This window comes from Stenotrophomonas sp. (assembly GCF_059505245.1).
Genome location: NZ_JCACKF010000023.1, coordinates 48943 through 68853, shown reverse-complemented (window position 1 = coordinate 68853; position 19911 = coordinate 48943). Strand labels below are relative to the sequence as shown.

The 19911-nt window shown below is 68.5% G+C and carries 22 protein-coding genes; 9 read left to right on the top strand and 13 right to left on the bottom strand.

Annotated features, from left to right (window positions below; translation table 11 throughout):
- Window positions 1–35 precede the first annotated feature (35 nt).
- From AC5JLE_RS10175 to AC5JLE_RS10165, 3 genes are all read right to left on the bottom strand, one after another.
- Entirely contained in the window at window positions 36–446 is a 411-nt protein-coding gene (locus AC5JLE_RS10175; protein WP_014647982.1) for a hypothetical protein, read from the bottom strand.
- A 156-nt stretch (window positions 447–602) separates the two neighbouring features.
- Window positions 603–944: a hypothetical protein gene (locus AC5JLE_RS10170; RefSeq protein ID WP_005418203.1), complete on the bottom strand. Its 342-nt coding sequence runs from the start codon at window positions 942–944 to the stop codon at window positions 603–605.
- Window positions 945–1068: 124 nt separating this feature from the next.
- A complete protein-coding gene (locus AC5JLE_RS10165; RefSeq protein WP_014647981.1) occupies window positions 1069–2244 on the bottom strand; it encodes a thiolase family protein in 1176 nt (391 codons plus the stop codon).
- A gap of 182 nt (window positions 2245–2426) precedes the next feature.
- Here AC5JLE_RS10165 and AC5JLE_RS10160 point away from each other — a divergent pair, with 182 nt between their 5' ends.
- Window positions 2427–5267, top strand: a complete 2841-nt coding sequence (locus AC5JLE_RS10160) for a S8 family serine peptidase (protein WP_496065265.1) — start codon at window positions 2427–2429, stop codon at window positions 5265–5267.
- A 47-nt stretch (window positions 5268–5314) separates the two neighbouring features.
- Here AC5JLE_RS10160 and AC5JLE_RS10155 read toward each other — a convergent pair whose 3' ends face one another.
- On the bottom strand, window positions 5315–6412 hold the full coding sequence (locus AC5JLE_RS10155; RefSeq protein WP_008264553.1) for a Glu/Leu/Phe/Val dehydrogenase dimerization domain-containing protein: 1098 nt from the start codon (window positions 6410–6412) through the stop codon (window positions 5315–5317).
- A 278-nt stretch (window positions 6413–6690) separates the two neighbouring features.
- On the opposite strand from AC5JLE_RS10155, the gene AC5JLE_RS10150 reads away from it, so the two are divergent.
- On the top strand, window positions 6691–7767 hold the full coding sequence (locus tag AC5JLE_RS10150) for an HDOD domain-containing protein (RefSeq protein WP_262088033.1): 1077 nt from the start codon (window positions 6691–6693) through the stop codon (window positions 7765–7767).
- Window positions 7768–7770: 3 nt separating this feature from the next.
- Here AC5JLE_RS10150 and AC5JLE_RS10145 read toward each other — a convergent pair whose 3' ends face one another.
- The 3 genes from AC5JLE_RS10145 to AC5JLE_RS10135 form a co-directional block, all read right to left on the bottom strand.
- Complete coding sequence (locus AC5JLE_RS10145; RefSeq protein WP_496065264.1) at window positions 7771–9363, bottom strand: phospholipase D family protein; 1593 nt, start codon at window positions 9361–9363, stop codon at window positions 7771–7773.
- Window positions 9364–9471: 108 nt separating this feature from the next.
- Window positions 9472–10170, bottom strand: a complete 699-nt coding sequence (locus tag AC5JLE_RS10140) for an RNA pseudouridine synthase (RefSeq protein WP_241884318.1) — start codon at window positions 10168–10170, stop codon at window positions 9472–9474.
- A gap of 47 nt (window positions 10171–10217) precedes the next feature.
- Complete coding sequence (locus AC5JLE_RS10135) at window positions 10218–10718, bottom strand: M48 metallopeptidase family protein (protein WP_014647976.1); 501 nt, start codon at window positions 10716–10718, stop codon at window positions 10218–10220.
- A 62-nt stretch (window positions 10719–10780) separates the two neighbouring features.
- Between AC5JLE_RS10135 and AC5JLE_RS10130 the strand changes: the two genes are divergently transcribed.
- A complete protein-coding gene (locus AC5JLE_RS10130) occupies window positions 10781–11338 on the top strand; it encodes a DUF2058 domain-containing protein (protein ID WP_032958646.1) in 558 nt (185 codons plus the stop codon).
- Window positions 11339–11508: 170 nt separating this feature from the next.
- Window positions 11509–11775, top strand: a complete 267-nt coding sequence (locus AC5JLE_RS10125) for a DksA/TraR family C4-type zinc finger protein (protein WP_496065263.1) — start codon at window positions 11509–11511, stop codon at window positions 11773–11775.
- 539 nt (window positions 11776–12314) lie between these two features.
- Here AC5JLE_RS10125 and AC5JLE_RS10120 read toward each other — a convergent pair.
- Both AC5JLE_RS10120 and AC5JLE_RS10115 read right to left on the bottom strand, forming a co-directional pair.
- Window positions 12315–12908, bottom strand: a complete 594-nt coding sequence (locus AC5JLE_RS10120; RefSeq protein WP_014647973.1) for a mechanosensitive ion channel family protein — start codon at window positions 12906–12908, stop codon at window positions 12315–12317.
- A 35-nt stretch (window positions 12909–12943) separates the two neighbouring features.
- Window positions 12944–13123 carry a hypothetical protein gene (locus AC5JLE_RS10115; RefSeq protein WP_014647972.1) on the bottom strand — a complete coding sequence of 60 codons (180 nt, stop codon included), beginning with the start codon at window positions 13121–13123 and terminating at the stop codon, window positions 12944–12946.
- 126 nt (window positions 13124–13249) lie between these two features.
- On the opposite strand from AC5JLE_RS10115, the gene AC5JLE_RS10110 reads away from it, so the two are divergent.
- The 3 genes from AC5JLE_RS10110 to AC5JLE_RS10100 are packed head-to-tail and all read left to right on the top strand — an operon-like array spanning window position 13250 to window position 15251.
- Window positions 13250–13828, top strand: coding sequence for an RNA polymerase sigma factor (locus AC5JLE_RS10110; RefSeq protein WP_032958649.1), 579 nt, complete (start codon window positions 13250–13252; stop codon window positions 13826–13828).
- The gene (locus AC5JLE_RS10105; RefSeq protein ID WP_014647970.1) at window positions 13825–14358 is read left to right on the top strand and encodes a hypothetical protein; all 534 of its coding nucleotides are present in this window, start codon (window positions 13825–13827) and stop codon (window positions 14356–14358) included. The genes AC5JLE_RS10110 and AC5JLE_RS10105 overlap by 4 nt, the downstream gene beginning before the upstream one ends.
- 11 nt (window positions 14359–14369) lie before the next feature.
- On the top strand, window positions 14370–15251 hold the full coding sequence (locus AC5JLE_RS10100) for a DUF4097 family beta strand repeat-containing protein (protein WP_032958651.1): 882 nt from the start codon (window positions 14370–14372) through the stop codon (window positions 15249–15251).
- A 49-nt stretch (window positions 15252–15300) separates the two neighbouring features.
- Here AC5JLE_RS10100 and AC5JLE_RS10095 read toward each other — a convergent pair whose 3' ends face one another.
- The 3 genes from AC5JLE_RS10095 to AC5JLE_RS10085 all read right to left on the bottom strand — a co-directional run bounded on the left by AC5JLE_RS10095 (window position 15301) and on the right by AC5JLE_RS10085 (window position 17379).
- Window positions 15301–15483, bottom strand: a complete 183-nt coding sequence (locus AC5JLE_RS10095; RefSeq protein ID WP_005410566.1) for a hypothetical protein — start codon at window positions 15481–15483, stop codon at window positions 15301–15303.
- 11 nt (window positions 15484–15494) lie between these two features.
- Window positions 15495–15788, bottom strand: coding sequence for a YkgJ family cysteine cluster protein (locus AC5JLE_RS10090; RefSeq protein ID WP_053462562.1), 294 nt, complete (start codon window positions 15786–15788; stop codon window positions 15495–15497).
- A gap of 229 nt (window positions 15789–16017) precedes the next feature.
- Window positions 16018–17379, bottom strand: a complete 1362-nt coding sequence (locus AC5JLE_RS10085; RefSeq protein ID WP_049407984.1) for an Hsp70 family protein — start codon at window positions 17377–17379, stop codon at window positions 16018–16020.
- A gap of 193 nt (window positions 17380–17572) precedes the next feature.
- On the opposite strand from AC5JLE_RS10085, the gene AC5JLE_RS10080 reads away from it, so the two are divergent.
- The gene (locus AC5JLE_RS10080) at window positions 17573–17908 is read left to right on the top strand and encodes a zinc ribbon domain-containing protein YjdM (protein WP_010482882.1); all 336 of its coding nucleotides are present in this window, start codon (window positions 17573–17575) and stop codon (window positions 17906–17908) included.
- Between the two features lie 7 nt (window positions 17909–17915).
- On the opposite strand, the gene AC5JLE_RS10075 is transcribed toward AC5JLE_RS10080, so the two are convergent.
- A complete protein-coding gene (locus AC5JLE_RS10075) occupies window positions 17916–19067 on the bottom strand; it encodes a tetratricopeptide repeat protein (protein ID WP_134966276.1) in 1152 nt (383 codons plus the stop codon).
- A 229-nt stretch (window positions 19068–19296) separates the two neighbouring features.
- On the opposite strand from AC5JLE_RS10075, the gene AC5JLE_RS10070 reads away from it, so the two are divergent.
- Complete coding sequence (locus AC5JLE_RS10070; protein ID WP_014647966.1) at window positions 19297–19899, top strand: HD domain-containing protein; 603 nt, start codon at window positions 19297–19299, stop codon at window positions 19897–19899.
- Window positions 19900–19911 lie beyond the last annotated feature (12 nt).

Genomic DNA, 19911 nt, shown 5'->3' with positions numbered 1-19911 from the left:
GTAGCGCCGGGCCCATGCCTGGCTGCCGGTACGCCTCAGTGCTTGGCTTCTTCCTTGGCGGCGTTCGCCTTCGCGTCATTGGCGACATCGCGGGCCTTGTCGGCCACCTTCTGTGCGGCGTTGGCAGTCGCGTCGCTGGCGTGTGCGGCGGCGTCGGTTGCGGCGTCCTTGGCCTTGTCGGCAGCGTTGGCGGTGGCGTCTGCAGCCTTGTCCAGCGCCTGCTGGGTATCGGCGGCGGCCTGCTCGGAGGCTGCAGCGGTCTTGTCGGCGGCGTCACGGGTAGCTTCTGCCGCCTTGTCGACGGCATCGCGGGCAGCCGCGCCGGCGCTGTCAGCGGCCTGCTGCGCGTCCTGCTTGGCCTGTTCGGCTTCCGGGCCCTTGCAGGCGGCCAGGGCCAGCAGCAGGGAGGCGGCCAGCAGGGTGGTGGTGATCGGGCGAATCTTCATGGCGGTCTCCGGTACTGCAATGGATGGGGACGCCAGCCTATTCATGCCGTTGTGAAGGCGGGGTCGCGATGCCCGCGCCGCGAGGTGGCAGTGGCGCAAAGAAAAAGCCGCTGGCGAACCAGCGGCTTTTCCGGAACAGCGTGAAGAAAGAAGTTATTACTTCTTGGCTTCTTCAGCAGCGTCCTTGGCCTGCTCAGCGGTAGCTTCGGCAGCCTTGGCAGCGTCCTTGGCTTCGCCAGCAGCAGCGTCGGTCGCGGCAGCAGCGGTGTTGGCAGCAGCGTCGGTCGCAGCGTCAGCAGCGGTGGCGGCGGTGTTGGCAGCCTGCTGGGCAGCGTCGGCGGTCTGGGCGCCGGCAGCGGCGGCCTGGTCGGCAGCAGCCTGGGCTTCGGTGGCGGCTTCGTTGGCCGAAGCAGCGGCGTCCTGGGCAGCTTCCTGCTTCGAGCAGGCGGCCAGGGCCAGAGCCAGGGACATCGCGACCAGCAGCTTGTTGATGCTCATTGTGTAAATCCTCGTCGTTAGAATTAGGCAACGCGCATGCTGCGCGCCGACAACATGATGACAAGCCAAGATTGGGTGTCAAGCGATCCCGCATTCATTTTTGCGAAATCATCGTTAAATCTTTTTAAATCAATTCGATGGCGATTGCCGTTGCTTCGCCGCCACCTATGCACAGGGTGGCAATGCCGCGCTTGCCACCGCGCGTGCGCAGGGCGTTGACCAGGGTCACCACCAGGCGTGCACCGGAGGCACCGATGGGATGACCCAGCGCGCAGGCACCGCCATTCACGTTCAGCTTGTCGTGCGGGATGCCCAGCTCACGCATCGGCGCCATTGCCACCACGGCAAAGGCCTCGTTGATCTCGAACAGGTCGATCTGGTCCAGCGACCAGCCGGTCTTGGCCAGCAGCGTGTGGATCGCGCCGATCGGGGCGGTGGTGAACCACTCCGGTTCCTGCGAATGGGTGGCGTGGCCGACGATGCGGGCCAGCGGAGTGATGCCACGGGCGGCCGCGTCTTCCTCGGTCAGCAGGACCACCGCGGCGGCGCCGTCGGAGATGCTGGAGGAACTGGCGGCGGTGACGCTGCCGTCCTTCTTGAAGGCCGGACGCAGGGTCGGGATCTTGGCGATATCCGAGCGCCCCGGCTGCTCGTCGGTGGCGACCTCGACGTCACCCTTGCGGGTGGCTACCTTCACCGCGACGATCTCGTCGGCGAACGCACCGTTGGCCTGTGCGGCCTGCGCGCGCTTGACCGATTCGATCGCGTAGGCGTCCTGCTCCTCGCGGCTGAACTGGTACTTGTCCACGGCGCATTCGGCGAATTCGCCCATGGCCTTGCCGTCATAGGCGTTGACCAGGCCGTCGTGGGCCATGTGGTCGACCGCCTGGAAGTTGCCGAAGCGGTTGCCGGTACGCGAGTTCGGCAGCAGGTGCGGGGCGTTGGACATCGATTCCATGCCACCGGCGACCACGATGCTGGCCGAACCGGCCTTGATCAGGTCATGGCCGAGCATGATGGTCTTCATGCCCGAGCCGCACACCTTGTTGAGGGTGGTGGCGCCGGTCGACAGCGGAATGCCGGCGGCGATCGCCGCCTGGCGGGCGGGCGCCTGGCCGAGGTTGGCCGGCAGCACGCAGCCCATGAGGACCTCGGAGACGTCGCTGGCCGGTACGCCCGACTGTTCCAGGGCGGCAGCGATGGCGGCCGCGCCGAGGGTGGGGGTCGGCACGCCGTTGAACTGGCCGAGGAAGGAGCCGATGGCGGTGCGCTTGGCGGCGGCGATGACGATGTTGGACATGGCAATCTCGTTGATGCGTAAGCAATGTTCGGAAAGGAGACCGCGGACGTTGGAAGCGCCCCGGTTTCCCGGCAGACTGCGTGGGGGTCGGCCCAAGTATAGAGGGTCGGGGAGGGCCGCCGCTGGGCGGCACCGCACGCCTGCCGGGATGTAGGCAGGTCAACGTTCATGGGAAGGAATCGATGGAACGCACGACGATGGTTAGGTCCGCGCTGGCAACGGCGCTGGCGATGGCAATGACGGCATGTGGCGGCGGAGGCGGCGGCAATGTCCGCATCGATCCCCCTCCGACCACCCCCACACCCCCAACGACGCCCCCTCCGACGGCACCGCCTCCGGCCAAGCCGCAGGAACCGGCCTTCGACGCGCACCTGTCAGTGACCAATGCGCGTGCCGCACAGGCCGCCGGCCTGACCGGGCAGGGCGTGCGCATCGGCATCGTCGACTCGGGCGTGCAGCGCAACGCAGCGGCATTGAACGGGCGGGTGGTGGGCAACCTCAACTACATCGATCCGGCGCGCAACAACCTGCTGGTGGACGACGTGGTGGGCCACGGCACGGCGGTAGCCAGCCTGGCCGCCGGCGCGCCGGTGGGAACCTGGCCGGGCGGCATCGCCCCCGGTGCGCAGATCGTTTCGGCGCGGATCATCGCCGACAAGCCGCCGGTCGATGACGGCAGCGGCAAGGGCAATTCCTTCAGCGGTCCGCTGGGCGTGGCGCAGGTCCACCAGGACCTGATCAGCTACAACGTGAAGGTGATGAACAACTCGTGGGGCGGCCTGTACTGGACCGACCTGCCGACCACCGCGCAGGTGGCGGCCGAGTACCGTCCGTTCGTCATCAACCATGGCGGCCTGGTGGTGTTCGCGGCCGGCAACGATGCGCGCACCGAACCGAGCAGCCTGGCCGCCCTGCCCAGCCAGCTGGGCGTTGCCGGCTCGCTGCCGGCGGCCGACCTGGAGCGCGGTTGGCTGGTGGCGACCGCAGTGGATCCCTATGCACCGGGCACGCTGGCCAGCTACGCCAATGCCTGCGGGCAGGCGGCGCGCTATTGCCTGGCGGCGCCGGGCAGCGCGGTCTATCCCGATGCCAATGGCAGCACCTACTACTGGAACTACGGGACGTCCTTCGCCGCCCCGTTGATCTCCGGCGCCGCCGCGCTGGTCTGGCAGCGCTACCCGTACTTCGACAACAACCTGGTGCGGCAGACCCTGCTGGGCACGGCCAAGGACATCGGCGCGCCCGGCGTGGATGCGGTGTTCGGCTACGGCCTGCTCGACATCTCGCGGGCGATCAAGGGCCCGGGCCGCTTCGACTGGGGTGATGTAGTGGCCAATGTCGATGCGCCATCGAGTGGTTCGCTGTGGAGCAACGACATCGTCGGCAGCGGTGGCCTGGTCAAGCAGGGCGGGGGCACCCTGGTGCTCGCAGGCAACAACAGCTACAGCGGCGCCACCCGCATCGAGCGCGGCATCCTGTCGCTGCAGAACGGCGGTGTCATCCGTTCCAACGTGACCATCCTCGGCCAGCCCGACCCGGATTCGACCGGCCTGCAGTTCAATGGCGGCACGCCGCGCGTGATCGGCAACGTGGTCAACGGCAGCAGCGTGTTCCTGACCACCGGCAGCACCACCGGCACCATCGAGGGCAACTACACGCAGCAGGCGGGTGGCCAGTTGATGATCGCGCTCGGTGCCAATGCGCTGCAGGTGACCGGCACGGCCTCGATCAATGGTGGCGTGCGCGTGCATGGCTTCGTCTCCGGCTACGTGCCGCAGAACGGCAGCCGCCAGGACCTGGTCCGTGCGGCCGGTGGCCTGAGCGGCACCTTCAGCAGCCCGGCCTCCTCCAGCGGCCTGCAGGGCCTGTCGCTGCTGCAGAGCAGCTATGGCTATGACAGCAACACTGCCTGGTTGAACCTGACCCAGGTGAGCGTGACGGCGGCGGCGACCGGGCTCGCGGCCTCGGCGCAGTCCGCGGCGCAACGACTGGAAGGTGCGTTCAGCGCACTCGATGGCAGTCCTGCGCTGCAGGGCTCGGCCTTCGGCACGGCGGCCGGTGCGCTGCAGTGGACCGGCGGTGGCAGCGAGGGCCTGGCAGCCAGCCTGCAGAGCCTGTCCGGGCAGGCGCATGCGCGGGCCGAGTCGGCCACCTTCGACAGCATCGACATGTCGCGCCGTGCGATCGCCGAGCGCTTCGATCGCGTGCGGGCGGCGCCGCGCCTGCGCGGGGCCTGGCAGAGCGCGCTCGGTGAGGCCGGGCAGGGCAGTTTTGCCGGCAATGCCGCCGACAGCCGTGGCTGGATGGCCGGCCAGGACCTGCCGCTGGGCAGCAATGGGCTGATGGGCGTGGCCTTTGGCGAGACCCGCAGCAATGGTGGCAGCAGCTTCGGCGGCGATCGTGGGCGTGATCGCCAGGCGCAGGCACAGTTGTACGCCGGTTGGAACCTGGGCCGGGGCTATGCGCTGGCGCAGGTCGGCAGCGGCCAGTTCACCCGTGCGCTGGATCGCCAGTTGCTGCTGGGCGCCGGTGCCTATGGTGTTTCCGCACGTTACGGCGGACGCTTCAGCAGTGCCAGCGTCGAAGGCGGCTATCGTTTCGGCCGCGCGGGCGCGTCGTTGACACCGTATCTGGGTGCCAGCACCACGCGCGTGGATACCGATGCCTTCAATGAGCTGGGTGGTTTCGGCTTCGGCCTGCGTGGCGACGCCAACCGCGTGCAGCGCAGCCAGATGCTGGCCGGTATCCGCGGCGAGCGCGGCTGGGGGCGCTGGACGCTGCGCGGGCACGCCGAGTGGCAGCAACGGCTCGACGGTGCCGATGCGGACTGGCAGGCCAGCTTCGTTGGTGTCGATGCCTGGGCACCCCTGGCGGGATGGGACGCACCGCGTGGCAGTGCGCTGTTCGGCGTGGCGCTGGAGTCGTGGTGGGGCCGCAATGGCCGCCTGAGCCTGGGCTTCGACCAGCGCGTCGGTGGCGAGGGCGCGCGCCAGGCGGCGCTGCGCTACAGCACCGGGTTCTGAGCGGGAGGTCGCGCCGGGACGTCAGCCCCGGCGCGACATCGGCAGGCTCAGCCGCCGCGCAGGTTGCCCAGGCGCGGGGTGCTGCGGCCCAGCGGCATCTTCAGCTTGCCGATCGACAGGATGCGGCTTTCGGCGATGCGGTCGGCCGCACGCTGCGGCGCGATGTTCTCGCGCTGCGACAGTTCGAAGATGCGGGTGAGGTTGTGATAGATGCTGCGGATCAGGCGCATCGCGCGTTCGCGGTTGTAGCCATCGATCTCCAGCGACACGTTCATCACGCCGCCAGCGTTGACCGCATAGTCCGGCGCATACAGGATGCCGCGCGCGTGCAGTTCATCGCCGATTTCCAGGCTCGACAGCTGGTTGTTGGCGGTACCGCAGATGATCTTGGCCTTGATCCGCGGCAGGGTGTCGGCGTTGATGGCGCCTTCCAGCGCGCACGGTGCGAACACGTCGGCGTTCACTTCGTGGATCTCGTCGGGCTTGACCGCTTCGGCGCCGAAATCGCTGACCGCGCGATCAACCAGTGCGCTGTCCAGGTCGGTGACATACAGCTTGGCACCGCGGTCGCGCAGCAGTTTCACCAGCTCCATGCCGATGTGGCCCAGGCCCTGCACCGCGATGCTGGTCTTGCCCACTTCCTCGTGGCCGAACTTGAAGCGCATCGCCGCCATCAGCGCCTGCAGCGCACCGTAGGCGGTGAACGGGGCCGGATCGCCGGAGCCGCCATGGACCTGGTGCACGCCGGTCACGAACTGGCTCTCCAGGTAGATGTTCTCCATGTCGTTGACGTCGGTGCCGACGTCTTCGGCGGTGATGTAGCGGCCGCCCAGCGAGTCGACGTAACGGCCGAAGGCGCGGAACAGCACCTCGGTCTTGTCCACCTTCGGATCGCCGATGATCACCGCCTTGCCGCCACCGACGTTGAGGCCGGCCAGCGCATTCTTGTAGGTCATCGTCCGGCTCAGCCGCAGCACGTCGGCCAGTGCCTCGTCGGTGCTGGCGTAGGGGCGCATGCGCACGCCGCCCAGGGCCGGGCCCAGGGTGGTGTTGTGAATGGCGATGATCGCCTTCAGGCCGGCATCGTGGTTGTGGCAGAACACCACTTGTTCGTGGCCGGTGGTGGCGAGGGTTTCGAATAGCATGGCGTCTCCGATGGCGCGAACAGCGGCGAACTGCAGCGAACGGCCAGTGAACGGTAGGGTCCCAAAACAAAAAAAGCGACGTCGTCATGGCTGGGGGACGGGTCGCGCGGCGCCATTCTAGTCCATTCGCCCGGCCGTTGCCGTCGACGTCGGCGGCCGCCAGGTTAAAGAAGATGAAAGTGCGGCCGATGCTGCGACGACGGCGGGTGGCCGGATGGGCGTGAAGAGGCAGGGCGGTCAGTGACGGCAAGGGCATCACAACGACAGGACGGGCGGCGATGACAGCGGCATGGTGGCGATCGCTGCGCGGCTGGCTGACACGTTCGACCGGGGCGGCACCGGCGCGGCTGGTTGCCGCATCCCGCCAGGCGGTGGCCGCCGCAGCCGCAAGCCTGCAGGGCGAGGCGCTGCCGTCGCCGGAGATCGCCGCTCACCTGCAACGCGGGCTGCATGCGCTTGCGTTGTACCCACGGCTGGCCGGCGAGCCAACGCCGGTGCAGGACCCAGGCCTGGGCGAGGCGGTGGCGCGCGCGCTGCAGGACCGCGACTGGGCGGCCAGGCAGTTGCCCCGCCGGCCGCAGCTGCTGCCGCAGCTGATCCAGACCGTCAACGACGATGCCGCCTCGGCCCGGGTGATGGCCGCGATCATCGGCCAAGACCCGGTGCTGACCGGCAACCTGCTGCGCATCGCCAACAGCCCGGCCTACAAGGTCCACGAGCGCCCGGTAGAGAGCCTGCAGCGGGCGGTGACCCTGGTCGGCACCGAGGGCGTGCGCCAGATCATCAGTGCGGTACTGGTGCAGCCGGTGATGCAGGTGCAATGCGAGGTGTTCCCGCAGTTCAGCGCGATCATCTGGGAGCACGCACTGCTGGCATCGCGTGCAGCGGCCGACCACGCACGCACGGTCACCTTCGGCGATGCCTTCGCCGCGCAGTGGCTGGGCCTGGTGCAGGGGCTGGGTGCGGCGCTGGTGATGCGCCAGCTGCTGCAGGAGGCACAGGCCCGTGGCGAGCCCGTGGAGCCGGCGTTGGCCCTGCAGCTGTTGCAGCAGTGGTCGTTGCCGCTGGCGCAGCGGGTCGCTGCCGCATGGGAGTTGCCTGAGCCGGTTCACCAGGCCTTGGCGGTGGATGCGGAAGGACCGTTGGCCGACAGCCTGCGCCTGGCCAGCGCGGCCGCAGCGGCCAGCCTGTTGTGCCGCCATGGGCATGCCAGCCAGAGCCGCATGCTGGCCCTGCTGGAGCAGCTGCCTTCGGCACCGCCGCATGCATTGCGCTGGATCTGGCGGCGCCTGCATGGGCGCAACGTGGAAACGCTGGATGAGGCCGGACAGGATGAGGCCACTCCGGCGTCCTGAGCGCTACAGCTGCGATTCCACCGGCAGCCAGCTGATCACCCGCGACAACCAGCGCTTGCGCGCCGTTGCCCCTGGCTCGGCCTCCACCCAGTGCGGTGGCGGTTCGCGCTCCAGCCAGCGCAACCGGCGGCGGTCGTCCAGTGCCAGCCACCAGCTGTGCCTGGGGTCAGCCAGGCGCAGGTATTCGTCCCGCAGCTGTGTACCCAGCACCGGATCGTCGAACAGCACACCCATTTCAGTGTTCAGGTAGGCCGAGCGCGGGTCCAGGTTGAAGGAGCCGACGAAACCGCGGCGGTCATCGATCAGGAATGCCTTGGTGTGCAGGCTCGCGCCGCTGCTGCCGAACACGCCGGCATCGCCCGACTGACCCTGTGCCTTCAGCTCGTACAGGTGGACGCCCGCTTCCAGCAGTGGCACGCGGTAGCCCATGTAGCCCCCGTGCACGGCGGCGACGTCGTTGGCGGCCAGCGAGTTGGTGACCACGCCCACCTGCACGCCCCACCCGGCCATTGCCGAAAAGCCATCGAGGCCCTCGTTGCCGGGCACGAAGTAGGGCGAGATCAACAGGGCCTTGTGCCGGGCGGCCTGCAGCTCGCTGATCAGGGTCGACACCAGCCAGGTGGCGCGATCATCCCTGCGGTGCTTCATCGGCGGGTCCGACACGATGCGCACGGCACCGCTCCAGTGCAACGGCTCGGGGCTCGGGCGCTGCCGTTGGCGTGATTCGGCCACGCGCGCAAGGTAGGGGCGGGCCACGTCCCGCTGCGCCTCGTGGTCCGATTCGCGCACCAGCAGGCGCAGTTGTGCGTCGGTATGGAAGGCAAGCGCGGATACCGGGATGGCGGTTTCGCTGTTCCAGTAGTCGTCGAAGATCCGGTTGGCCTGCTCCACGGCGGGGCCGGCGACCAGCAGGTCCAGATCCTGGAAGTTCACGTCGGTGCGCGCGCTGAAGTACTCCTCGCCGATGTTGCGGCCACCGACGATTGCGACGCGGCCATCGGCGATCCAGCTCTTGTTGTGCATGCGGTGGTTCACGCTGAAGAAGCGCTGCACCATCTCCACCATGCGCAGGATGCCGGTCCGGTTGCGGAACGGGTTGTACAGGCGGATCTCGATGTTCGGATGGGCATCGAGCGCCATCATCAGCGCGTCCTTGTCCTTGGCATTCATGTCATCGAGCAGGATGCGCACGCGCACGCCGCGCTCGGCGGCGTCATACAGCGCCTTGGCCATCAGGTGGCCGATCAGGTCGTCGTGCCAGATGTAGTACTGCAGGTCCAGGCTGCGGCCGGCCTGGGTGGTGATCATCGCGCGGGCGGCGAAGGCATCCATGCCATCGCTGAGGAAGGCCACGCCCGACTGGCCGGGGTGGGCCGCCTGCAGCGGCACGATCTGCTGGTCGATGCGGGTCTGTGCCGGCTGCAGCGGCAGCACGTGCGAAGGCGCGCCATGCGCCTGCGGCGTGAGATGGTCGGCCAGCAGCAGCCCGGACAGGACCAGCAGCACCAGCACGGCGAGGATGATCGCAGCAACACGCAGCAGGCGTCGCCACAGCGGCTTGGGCAGGCTCATGCCCCGATGGTAGAGCCACGCCATGCGTGAAGGAATGCCTGCAGGATCGACAGGGGGTCAGAGCCCCTGCCTTCGGCACGGGATCCGACCCCCGGATCCCTCTCCACGGGAAAGGGCCCTGACCCGCACACCTCAGAACCGCTCGTCGCTGCCCAGGTAGCGCCACTGCCCCGGCGGCAGCGGCCCCAGCGCCACGCGTCCGATACGCAGGCGGCGCACGGCCGTGACCTGCAGGCCGACAGCGCTGACCGCCACACGCAGCCCCTTGGCCGTCAGGCCCTTGCCGGCGAAGCGCAGGCGCTGCTCGCTCTGCCAGCTGACCTTGGCGCCGCCCGATTCCTGCTGCAGCCGCGCCATCAGCCACGGCCCGCGCTCGGGACCGCCTTCGGCCACTTCGATCAGGTATTCCTGCTCGGTACGGCCCAGGTTGCGCTGCAGGTGGGCCAGCGTGGCCGGATCCTGGCTGACCACCACCAGCCCGCTGTCGCTGGCCGGCAGCGAGGCGGCCAGCTGCAGGCCGTGGAAGTGACGCTGCAACGGGCGGATGTCGCTGGCATCAAGTTCACTGCGGCTGTCACTGCTGACCAGGGCACACAGGGTTTCGGCGGCGACACCGGCCGGCTTGTGCAGCAGCATGCTGACCCGCTCGGCCTTTTCATCGCTGGCCTGTTCGGCCACCACGATCACCGCGCTGTCATCGACCGGGCGCTGCGGCTGTTCCACCACGTCGCCGTTGACCGTGACCCAGCCGCCTTCGATGTAGCGCCGCGCTTCGCCGCGCGGGATGCCGAGCAGGGCGGACAGGCGTTTGTCGAGACGGATCGGTTCCATGGCAGGCAGGTCGGGCAGGGGGCGCGCAGTGTAGCTGCTGCGGCCGGTCAGCGCTGGCCGCGGTTGGCCAGCTCGGTCAGGTACAGGCGGGTATCGAACTCCAGCTGCAGGTAGTCCGGCTCCATGTGCTGGCACAGCTGGTAGAAGGCCTTGTTGTGGTCGGCTTCCTTCAGGTGAGCCAGCTCATGCACCACGATCATGCGCAGGAACGCCGCGGGTGCCTGGCGGAACACGGTCGCGATGCGGATCTCGCGGCTGGCCTTGAGGCGGCCACCGTGCACGCGGGAGATGGCGGTGTGGGTGCCCAGCGCGTGCTTGATCACTTCCAGCGTATTGTCGTAGCAGACCTTGTTGAGCGGCACCGACTTGCGCAGGTAACGGTCCTTCAGCTCCTGGGTGTAGTCGTACAGCTGGCGGTCGCTGCGCACCTCGTGCGGGTCGGGGTAGCGCTGCTGCAGCCAGGGGCCGAGCCTGCCCTGCGCCAGCAGCTCGCTGACCTGGGCAACCAGGGGTTCGGGATAACCGGTGAGGTACTTCAGGACTGCCATGCAGGGCCGGCGGGGCGTCGGTAGAATGGGGCATCCAAGATTACACGCGGTACGCACCGACCATGGCAAAGCCCAACGCGCTGCAGGAACAATTGCTCAAGGCCGGCCTGGCCAAGAAGTCGCAGGCCAGCGCCGCCGCACGCGAGCAGGCCAAGGCCCGCCAGGGCAAGGCCGAATCGACCTCGGCCGAGGTCCAGCGCGAGGCTGAACGTGCCCGCGCCGAGAAGGTCGAGCGCGACCGCGCACTGGCCGCCGAACGCAATGCCCAGGCCAGGCAGGCTGAACAGAAGGCCCAGGCCAGGCAGATCATCACGGCCCATGCCGTACCCCACAAGGGCGACGACGAGTACCGCTTCAGCGATGGCGCAGCGATCCGTACCCTGCTGATCGACCCCAAGCTGCGCAAGGCGCTGTCGGTGGGCGTGCTGGTCATCGTCGCCCACGGCGAGGGCTATGCGTTGCTGCCCCGCGCCGCCGCCGAAAAGGTGCGTGAACGCGCACCCGAAGCAATCATCGTCGACCACGGCCAGCCGGGCTCGACCGCCGAGATCTCCACCGGCAACGCAGAAGACGACGCCTATTACGCGCAGTTCCAGGTGCCCGACGACCTGATCTGGTAAGCAAAAAGGGGACGGAGGGGATTAAGCCGCAATCGGCCTGATCGGATCCGTCGGCGTTCTGTATGGCATCCTGAAGAGCAGCCGAGCATGGCTCGGCTTTACATGAAGGCCTTCCTTTTTGCCGGGGTGTATCGTCCCCATATCGGGCGACACACCTGCGGAGGATAGCCATGGCCACCGGTTGGGCAGGAGACGGCGCGGTCCAGGACCAGATCGACGCCACCGTCGACGACGCGATCGCCCGCGCGCGGCGCCACCTGCGCGAGGGACCCGGTCTGGACCACTGTGAGGAATGCGACGCGCCGATCCCGTTGGCGCGGCGCCAGGCTGTGCCTGGTGTGCGGTTGTGCGTTGCGTGCCAGCAGGCGCGGGACGACGAAGACCAGGCGCATGCCGTGTACAACCGGCGTGGCAGCAAGGACAGCCAGCTGAGGTAAAGGGGTGTTTTATTGCAGGGCTGCGCCCTGCACCTGCAGAAGCAACGTCAACATCAAAGGCGCCATCCATGGCGCTCACTGATCTGGCCCCCCTCAACCGGACCCACCCCGCCTTCGACAGATTTCCGCGATCTGTTGGAACCTGCTGCTGATGGTGGGTGCCGACCGTTGGTCGGCACGGGGTCGGATCCAATTTTGACTATCGATATCTGACAGATGTGCCGACCAACGGTCGGCACCCACCAACAGCGCGCGGAATCTGTCAGAGGTGGGGCGGTGTGGGTGGGCAGGACCGTTGGCGCCATGGATGGCGCCATCGAGCCCCCAGGGGTGAGGGCGCTTTGCTTGCGAAGCACTGCTTCGCAAGCGCCCGAACGCACAGCCGCCAGCGGCTGGGCCGGACCCCGGAGGGGGGGTTACGGCGTGTCCTGACCACCCACACCGCCCCGCCATCCCACGGAATGCCGCTCTTGATCTTGCTTCGGCTTCGGCTTCGGCCTCTGCAGGTGCAGGGCGCAGCCCTGCCGAAAACTCCACCCTCAACCGTCGCCCTGGATGCCGCCGGGGGCCTGCGCCGGGTCGCGCCAGCGCCGTACCGTGCGCTGGAAGAACAGGTTGTTCGGCAGCTGCAGCACTGTGCCCTCGTGGCCCTCGCCGGTCTCCTGCAGCGTGGTGTAGATCAGGTTCACGTCGATCACCCGGCCCTTCAGGCCCGGCTTCTCGCCGTTCTCCAGCACCTCGATGTAGTCGTGCAGGCGGAACGGGCGGGTGGTGAAGATCAGCAGCGTGCAGAAGATGTTGGACAGCACGCTCCAGGCCGCGAAGAAGGCCACCGCGCCCACGGCCGCGAAGCCGGTGAACGCGGTCCACAGCACCGAGGGCTTCGCGCCGAGCAGGCTGAGGATGTACAGCAGGGCACTGAAATAGACCACGAAACTGGTGATCCGGCGCGCGCCCATCACCATCTCGGGCGGCAACGTGTAGTGCTCGGCGAAGCGGCGGATCAGGCGCCGGGCGAGCACGCGCAGGAGCCACGCGACCAGAAGCACCCCTACGATCTGCAGGGCGACGCCGGCGTAGTTCAACCACGGGTGGGTCCAGGGCGGCAGGTGATCCTTCAGCGACAACATCATGGGGCGACAACAGGTGGCAATAGCGACCTTCGATGTTACCCGGCGCGTGCCGGGGATTCGACCGCCGGGGCCCAGGCCAGGCACACCAGCGCCTGGCGGTGCTGTTGCAGGCAGGCACGGCCGTTACCGGGGTGCAGCTGCAGCGACAGGCCCAGTGCCTGCAGCACGACGCAGGCGGCGATCACCAGCAGGGCGGCGCAGGTTGGGCTGGACATGGCAGGACTCCTGGACGGCAATTTCGCGAAGGACCTTCCATGGATGCAGCAGGTGTCGAAAAGGTTGCACGGCAGTGATCGTCGTCCGGCTCTAAACCTTTTCCCGGGCCGCCGCATCCAAGCGATATGCTCGACACCACCATGCCCGCGCCGCCTGCCGCCCACGACGCCGTCGATGAACCCGCCCTGGTGCGGGCGGCCGCCGCCGGCGATACCTCGGCCTATGAACTGCTGTACCGGCGGCATGCACCGCGCGTGTTCGCCGTGCTGTGGCGGCTGTGCGGGGGCCAGCAGGCGCGTGCCGAAGACGCCTTGCAGGAAGCCTTCCTGCAGGCGTGGAAGGCGCTGCCGGGGTTCCGTTTCGAGAGCAGCCTGTCGACCTGGCTGCATCGCCTGGGCGTCAACGCTGCGCTGATGGAACTGCGTGGGCGCGCCGCCGGGCAGGACCACGACAGTCTTGATGATGTGGACGGAGGACTGCAGGAACTGGCCGTACACGACCGCTGCGCCGGTACCGAGCGCGACCTGGAGCGCGCGCTGGCGACGCTGCCGCCGAGGGCGCGCGCGGTACTGGTGCTGCATGACATCGAAGGCTGGAAACACCAGGAGATCGCCGCGCAGCTGCAGATGGCCGTCGGCAGCTCCAAGGCACAGTTGCATCGTGCGCGCGGCCTGTTGCGCGCACGGCTGGGAGACATGACATGAGTACACACGAACACGATTCCGACCACGATCTGGTGGCCCGACTGCGCGCGCTGCCTTCCGAACGCGGCCTGCCCGCCGATGGCTGGACGCGGTTGTCGGCGCAGCTGCCGCCGCGTGAACCACAGGCGGCGCCTGCGCCGACCGGCAACGTGGTGGTGCTGCCGGGGCGTTCGCGCCGGCGCTGGTGGTTGCCGGTGGGGGCCGCACTGGCCGCAAGCCTGGCGCTCTACGCGGTGGCGCCGTGGCGCCATGCGCAACCGGACGCGCCGGTGCCGTCTACCCTGCAACTGCAGGCCGCGGCGATGACCGAGCAGTACCAGCAGGCAGTGGCCTCGTTGCCCGCAGGCCGGGCGCCGGAATGGCAGCCGGCGCTGCACGAACTCGATGAAAGCGCGGCACAGATCCGGGCCGCGCTGGCGCAGGATCCACGCGCGCCGCATCTGCTTGGCCAGCTCAAGCGCACCTATGCGTTGCGGCTGGAATTGACCCGGCAGGCGGCCTATGCCGCCGAGTCCGGCCTGACGACCTGAGGAGACCCCCGATGACACGAACCCTGATGACCTGCTGCGCCGCGCTGTTGCTGCTGCCCGCGGTGGCCCTGGCTGACACCCGGATCGACGAGCGCCACAACCTGGCCGCCGGCGGCCGCATCGAACTGAGCAACGTGGCCGGCAAAGTGAGCGTGCGTGGCTGGGACCGCAACGACGTGCAGCTCACCGGTACGCTAAGCGATGGCCTGCAGCTGCGCCAGGAGAAGAGTGCCAACCGCGTGCGCTGGGAGATCGAGTATCCGCGTCGCAACAACAACGGCGGCGCGACGCTGGTGCTGAACGTGCCGCGCTCGGTGGAACTGCTGCTGAGTACGGTCAGTGCCAGCCAGGACATCAGCGGCATCGATGTGCGCCGCCTGCAGGCCGACACGGTCAGCGGCAGCCTGAGCGCCTCCGGTCGCAGCGGCGACAGCAAGCTCAATACGGTCAGCGGCGGTGTCATCGCGCGCCTGCAGACGCCGAAGCTGGACGTGAACACGGTCAGTGGCCGCATCGAAGCCGGCGGCGGCGTGTCCGGTGACATCGGTGCACAGACGGTATCCGGCCGGGTCGAGGTCGATGCCGGGCGGGTGCAGCGGCTGGCGGTGGAAACCGTGTCGGGCAGCATCGACCTGTCGGCGGCCGGGCTGGCGCCGGGGGGCCGTATCAATGTCGAATCGGTGAGCGCGTCGGTCAACCTGCGCCTGCCACGCACGGTTTCGGCGCAGCTTTCGGTGAACAGCTTCAGCGGGTCGATCAACAGCGACGCCGGCCAGGTGGAACGGCCGCGCTACGGCCCGGGCAGCCATCTCGATACTCGGCTCGGCAATGGCGACGGTGACATCCGCATCCAGTCGCATTCGGGCAGTGTGCGGGTACGCCTGGATCGCTGAGCGCGGTCCGGCAGGCCGCGGCGGCAGCGCCGCCGCGGTCGGAGCTGGGTCAGCTGGCTTTCTTCAGCGCCCAGGTAGTGCCGAGGACTTCGATCTTGCCACCGGCCTTGCGGAACGCTGCCAGGTCCGAAGCGATCGAATCGCTGCTGACCACGGTGCTGGCGGCCGCGCCCTTGCGTTCGCTGCGGATGCTGTTGCTGGCCTTCGCGGGGGTCTTTGCCTTGCGGGGCATGGTTGCTCCTGTCAGGTGGAAGGGGAGGAAAGCGCCCAGGCATCGGCCTGGCGCAGGTAGTCCTGCCGCTCGCGGCGGCAGTCATCGCCGCCCATCGAGAACTGGCGGCAGATCGCCGGGCGCTGCGAATAGATCGTGCAGCGCAGGTGATAGGGATCGATCGCCGCGCACCAGCCTTCCTCGTTGCGCGCCATCACGGCACGGCCGTGGGTGTCGCGTGACAGGAACTGGCCGGGCACGTGGTCGCCGGGCTGCAGCAGCACGGGCAACCGGCAACAGACCGCATCACAACGGCGGCAGTCGATGGGTGCAGGTGCTGCGTCAGGTTGTAAGGCCTCAGGGGCCTGGCGGGTGCCCAAAGCGGGTCTCAATGGCGGCTCAGGTGCTGCGCGGACCATGAACGAGCCAGGAAGGCATGGCCGCTAGGCCCGCTGGGCGGGCCAGGCTGCACCGTGGACACACACCGGCATGGCCGGTGGAAGGGGCAGCAGGGTTCTAGCCGACCAAGAGTAACTTAGACCGCGTAACGTTTTGTTAATCCTGGCTGGCTGCCGCCAGCGCAAGGCCCTGGACCACGCCCAGCGAGGGCTCGCCGTGGACCATGCGGGCGCCCGGGAAGGCGGCCGCCACCGCCTGGCGCAGGTAGCCGGCGCGGGACATGCCACCGGTCAGGAACACGGCATCCGGGTCGCCGCCGATGTCGCTGCGGACCTGGGCCAGCAGCTCGCGGATCTGCTCCAGGTAGCCATGGGCGGCGGCGGCCAGGCCGTCGGCGCTGCTGTCGGCATGCAGGTCGCGGGCGATGTAGTCCAGCGTGCTGCGGTGCTCGCTGGCAGCGCTGAGGGCGATTTTGGCGCGTTCGACGTCACGGTACAGGCGGGCGGTGTTGCCGGTGTCCTGCAGGGCCTGCAGGCGGTCGCCCCAGGGCGCGTCGACATGGTCGTACTTGTGCAGGCGGAATTCGCGCTGGCGGGTCATGTCCTGCACGGTGGCCGCTTCCACGTAGTGGTGGGCCGGCACGCGGGTGATGCCGCGGCCGAACAGCGGCATGTAGCTGGACAGGCTCAGCGCCAGATCGATGTCGGTACCGCCGCGGGCGATACCCCAGGCGCGGTGGATGCGCGGGGCGTCGTCGCCGCCGACTTCGGCATGGGCGATGTCGGTGGTGCCGCCGCCGATATCGACGATCACCGCCTGGTGCCGCTCGCGGCTTTCGGCGTGGTAATGCATGGCCGCCGCGGCTGGCTCCTCGAGGAAATCAACCTGGTCGAAGCCGGCCTGGGTGGCCGCTTCACGCAGGATGTCCAGCGCCTGGTCGTTGCCGGCTGCGCCGATCGAACTGCGGAACTGCACCGGGCGCCCGAGCAGGGCGGCGCGCAGCGGCCGGCCGAGCTGGGCACTGGCGGTCAGGCGGATGTGTTCGAGGATGTGCGCGGCGATGCCGGTGATGGTCTGCTTCGCGCGCGGGTGCAGGTTGTAGCCGAGCATCGACTTCGGGCTCTGCACCAGGTTGCCTTCGTGTTCCTCGAAATAGGCTTCCAGCGCTTCGTCGCCGTAGACCGCGTTCTGCAGCAGGTCGTTGGCGCTGCGTTCCTTGCCGGCGCGGGCTTCCATCCATTCCCGGCGCAGCGCGCGCAGGGCTTCGCGGCGCAGCGCCTGCGGCGTGCGTTCCTGGCCGGCGGCGCGCGCCGCGCGCGCGGCGCTGTCGATCATCTGCTGCAGCTGGTGTTCCTGGCCGTCGTCGAGCTGGAAGTCGTCCGGGTCGGGCACCACGCCGGGGAAGTACACACTGGTGCGGAACTGCTCGGCGTCGCCGAAGCGGATCGGCAGCAGTGTTCCCTCATGCACGATGGCGGCGGCGGAGTTGCTGGTACCGAAGTCGATGCCGAGGCGCATGGGGAGTTCCGGGGGGCGATCAGGGGCCGCGCACTCTGCTGCAGTTCGCCGCCGACTGCAAGTTCCTGCGGCCTCCCATTCCGTATCGGCAGGCCGGATCGGGTCAAGCCGGGAGCCGGGCGCCGCCCGGAAAAGGGCAGGCGAGCCGGGCGGTTACAATGGCGGCTGTTGATTCACTTTGAGGTACTTGCTGATGTCTTCTGCCCCCGCCTGCCCGCAGTGCACCCTGGAAAACACCTATGCCGATGGCGCGCTGTGGATCTGCGCCGACTGCGGCTTCGAATGGACCGCCGAGGAAAGTGCCGGTTCGACCCTGGTCGTGCGTGACAGCAACGGCAATACCCTGCAGGCCGGTGACACCGTCACCGTGATCAAGGACCTGAAGGTGAAGGGTTCCTCGATCCCGCTCAAGCAGGGCACCGTGATCCGCAACATCCGCCTGGTCGAGGACGATGCCGAGCACATCGAAGGCAACTCGGACAAGATCAAGGGCCTGGTCCTGAAGACCTGCTTCCTCAAGAAGGCCTGACCGGCCTTCAGCGCCTGGCCTGCTGCTGTGCGCGCCAGCGGGCCAGGCTGTCCAGCTTGGCCTGGTAGCGCGCCTGCTGCGGGGCACCGCCCAGCGCCTGCGCGCGCAGCAGTTCACGATCGGCGCGCTTGAGCTGGCCGGCCAGGAAATAGGCCCGCGCCAGCCCGAAGTGGAACTGGTGTGCGGTGTCGTACAGGCGCACGGCCTGCCGGTAATAGCGGATCGCCTGATCCAGTCGGCCGGCGCGTTCGGCCTCGGCGCCGAGCATGTACTGCGCGAACGGATCCTCGCGCTGCACCGACTGCAGGCGCTGCTCCAGCGCCTGCGCCTGCATGATCATGCCCAGCTTCCGGTACAGCGCGCTGGCGTTGGTCAGTGCAGCGTCCTGGCGGCCGTCCAGTCGCAGCGCCGTTTCCAATGCCCGGCGCGCGGCGGCGGTATCGCCCGTACGGTTTTCCAGCACGCCCAGGTTGTTCCAGGTGGCGGCGAAGCTGTTGTCCTGTGCCAGCGCGGCATTGAAGAAGGTGCGTGCACCCACCAGATCGCCGCTGGCCATGCGTTCGGCGCCGCGGTTGTTGTAGAAGTGTGCCAATGCCCGTGCCTGGCTGATCGGCAGCGGCCCGCGGCGGTCGTACAGCACGTTGCGATCCAGATCGACGGTGGCGAAGCGGCCGGCGAAGCCGACCCCGGCATTGACGTGGCCGACGCTGTAGACCAGGCCCTGGGCCTGGTCCTGGTACCACGACACGACCTGGCCGACTTCCTGCACGCGTGCCTGGATGCCGGCTTCGCGTGCCAGCGCGACGAACATCAGGGTAAAGGCCAGGCAGTTGGCGCGCCGCTGCTGCCAGATCTCGCTGACGGTGAAGGTCGCATCGGCGTCGTACTGCAGGTCCAGGCCGTGGCGGTCGAAGATCATCTCCACCAGCGCCTGCAGGCGCTGCTCGCGGGAGTAACCGTGATTGATCACCTGCGTGCGCAGCATGTCGCGCATCGCCGGTGGAATCGCGAACACCTGCTGCGGCGTCGGCATCGCCGGAGTGGTGGTGCTGGCAACGGCCAGCGGCGCGGCCGTTCCCGGATGATCCTGTGCGATCGCGGACGGTGCTGCCAATGCGGCCAGTGCGAGCAGAACGAATCGGGCGGCAGGACGGTACATGACGGCTCCCGGCAGCGGCGGGCGCTCCCGCCTGAGGCGAGTGTAGACCTGTGCGCGCACCGCTGCAGCGACCGTTGGTCGGTCCGCACGTTCATCCACAACCGGTGTGGACCAGCGCTCGGGAAAGCTGTGGACAACCGCGTTGCGGCCTAGTGCGAAGGGCGTTGTGAGGACGTGGTGAAAAAAGCGACAGCTTGCCCGTCAACCGCGCAGGCGGGATGATCCGGGCATGGACTTTTCCCCGCTGACGCTCGCTCCGGCGCAGTGGCAGGCGCTGCAGGACAGCTATGCAACGCCACCACGCGCCTACCATCACTTCGGCCACGTGCGCGCGGTGCTGCAGCACTGCCAGGAGGTTGCCGACGGCCCCGGCTGGCAGCAGCCGGCCGAGGTCTACCTGGCCGTGCTCTACCACGATGCGATCTACGTGGCGGGGCGAAAGGACAACGAAGCACGTTCGGCGCAGATGGCCCTGCAGGCGATCACGCAGGCGCCGGAACTCGCCGCTGTCGATGCCGCCCGGGTCGAGCAGCTGATCCTGCTGACCGCCCGCCATGGCGCGCTCGGCCCGGACGATGTCGATGCCGAGGCCGCGCTGTTCCTGGACTGCGACATGGCGATCCTGGCCGCGCCGGAACCGGTGTTCACCGCCTATGACCGGGGCGTGGCCGAAGAGTACAAGGGCGTGGTGCCGGGCTTCCTGTATCGCGCTGGCCGCCGCCGTTTCCTGCAGGGCCTGCTGCGCGCACCGCGCATCTTCCTCAGCGAGTTCTTCCACCAGCGCCTCGACGCGGCCGCGCGCGACAACCTGCGGCGGCAGCTGGGTCGCTGAGCCAGCCCGCTA

Excerpts from the sequence above, each read along its gene's own strand:
- AC5JLE_RS10175 (WP_014647982.1), bottom strand. The coding sequence starts at position 446 with ATGAAGATTCGCCCGATCACCACCACCCTGCTGGCCGCCTCCCTGCTG.
- AC5JLE_RS10170 (WP_005418203.1), bottom strand. The coding sequence starts at position 944 with ATGAGCATCAACAAGCTGCTGGTCGCGATGTCCCTGGCTCTGGCCCTG.
- AC5JLE_RS10165 (WP_014647981.1), bottom strand. The coding sequence starts at position 2,244 with ATGTCCAACATCGTCATCGCCGCCGCCAAGCGCACCGCCATCGGCTCC.
- AC5JLE_RS10160 (WP_496065265.1), top strand. The coding sequence starts at position 2,427 with ATGGAACGCACGACGATGGTTAGGTCCGCGCTGGCAACGGCGCTGGCG.
- AC5JLE_RS10155 (WP_008264553.1), bottom strand. The coding sequence starts at position 6,412 with ATGCTATTCGAAACCCTCGCCACCACCGGCCACGAACAAGTGGTGTTC.
- AC5JLE_RS10150 (WP_262088033.1), top strand. The coding sequence starts at position 6,691 with ATGACAGCGGCATGGTGGCGATCGCTGCGCGGCTGGCTGACACGTTCG.
- AC5JLE_RS10145 (WP_496065264.1), bottom strand. The coding sequence starts at position 9,363 with ATGGCGTGGCTCTACCATCGGGGCATGAGCCTGCCCAAGCCGCTGTGG.
- AC5JLE_RS10140 (WP_241884318.1), bottom strand. The coding sequence starts at position 10,170 with ATGGAACCGATCCGTCTCGACAAACGCCTGTCCGCCCTGCTCGGCATC.
- AC5JLE_RS10135 (WP_014647976.1), bottom strand. The coding sequence starts at position 10,718 with ATGGCAGTCCTGAAGTACCTCACCGGTTATCCCGAACCCCTGGTTGCC.
- AC5JLE_RS10130 (WP_032958646.1), top strand. The coding sequence starts at position 10,781 with ATGGCAAAGCCCAACGCGCTGCAGGAACAATTGCTCAAGGCCGGCCTG.
- AC5JLE_RS10125 (WP_496065263.1), top strand. The coding sequence starts at position 11,509 with ATGGCCACCGGTTGGGCAGGAGACGGCGCGGTCCAGGACCAGATCGAC.
- AC5JLE_RS10120 (WP_014647973.1), bottom strand. The coding sequence starts at position 12,908 with ATGATGTTGTCGCTGAAGGATCACCTGCCGCCCTGGACCCACCCGTGG.
- AC5JLE_RS10115 (WP_014647972.1), bottom strand. The coding sequence starts at position 13,123 with ATGTCCAGCCCAACCTGCGCCGCCCTGCTGGTGATCGCCGCCTGCGTC.
- AC5JLE_RS10110 (WP_032958649.1), top strand. The coding sequence starts at position 13,250 with ATGCTCGACACCACCATGCCCGCGCCGCCTGCCGCCCACGACGCCGTC.
- AC5JLE_RS10105 (WP_014647970.1), top strand. The coding sequence starts at position 13,825 with ATGAGTACACACGAACACGATTCCGACCACGATCTGGTGGCCCGACTG.
- AC5JLE_RS10100 (WP_032958651.1), top strand. The coding sequence starts at position 14,370 with ATGACACGAACCCTGATGACCTGCTGCGCCGCGCTGTTGCTGCTGCCC.
- AC5JLE_RS10095 (WP_005410566.1), bottom strand. The coding sequence starts at position 15,483 with ATGCCCCGCAAGGCAAAGACCCCCGCGAAGGCCAGCAACAGCATCCGC.
- AC5JLE_RS10085 (WP_049407984.1), bottom strand. The coding sequence starts at position 17,379 with ATGCGCCTCGGCATCGACTTCGGTACCAGCAACTCCGCCGCCGCCATC.
- AC5JLE_RS10080 (WP_010482882.1), top strand. The coding sequence starts at position 17,573 with ATGTCTTCTGCCCCCGCCTGCCCGCAGTGCACCCTGGAAAACACCTAT.
- AC5JLE_RS10075 (WP_134966276.1), bottom strand. The coding sequence starts at position 19,067 with ATGTACCGTCCTGCCGCCCGATTCGTTCTGCTCGCACTGGCCGCATTG.
- AC5JLE_RS10070 (WP_014647966.1), top strand. The coding sequence starts at position 19,297 with ATGGACTTTTCCCCGCTGACGCTCGCTCCGGCGCAGTGGCAGGCGCTG.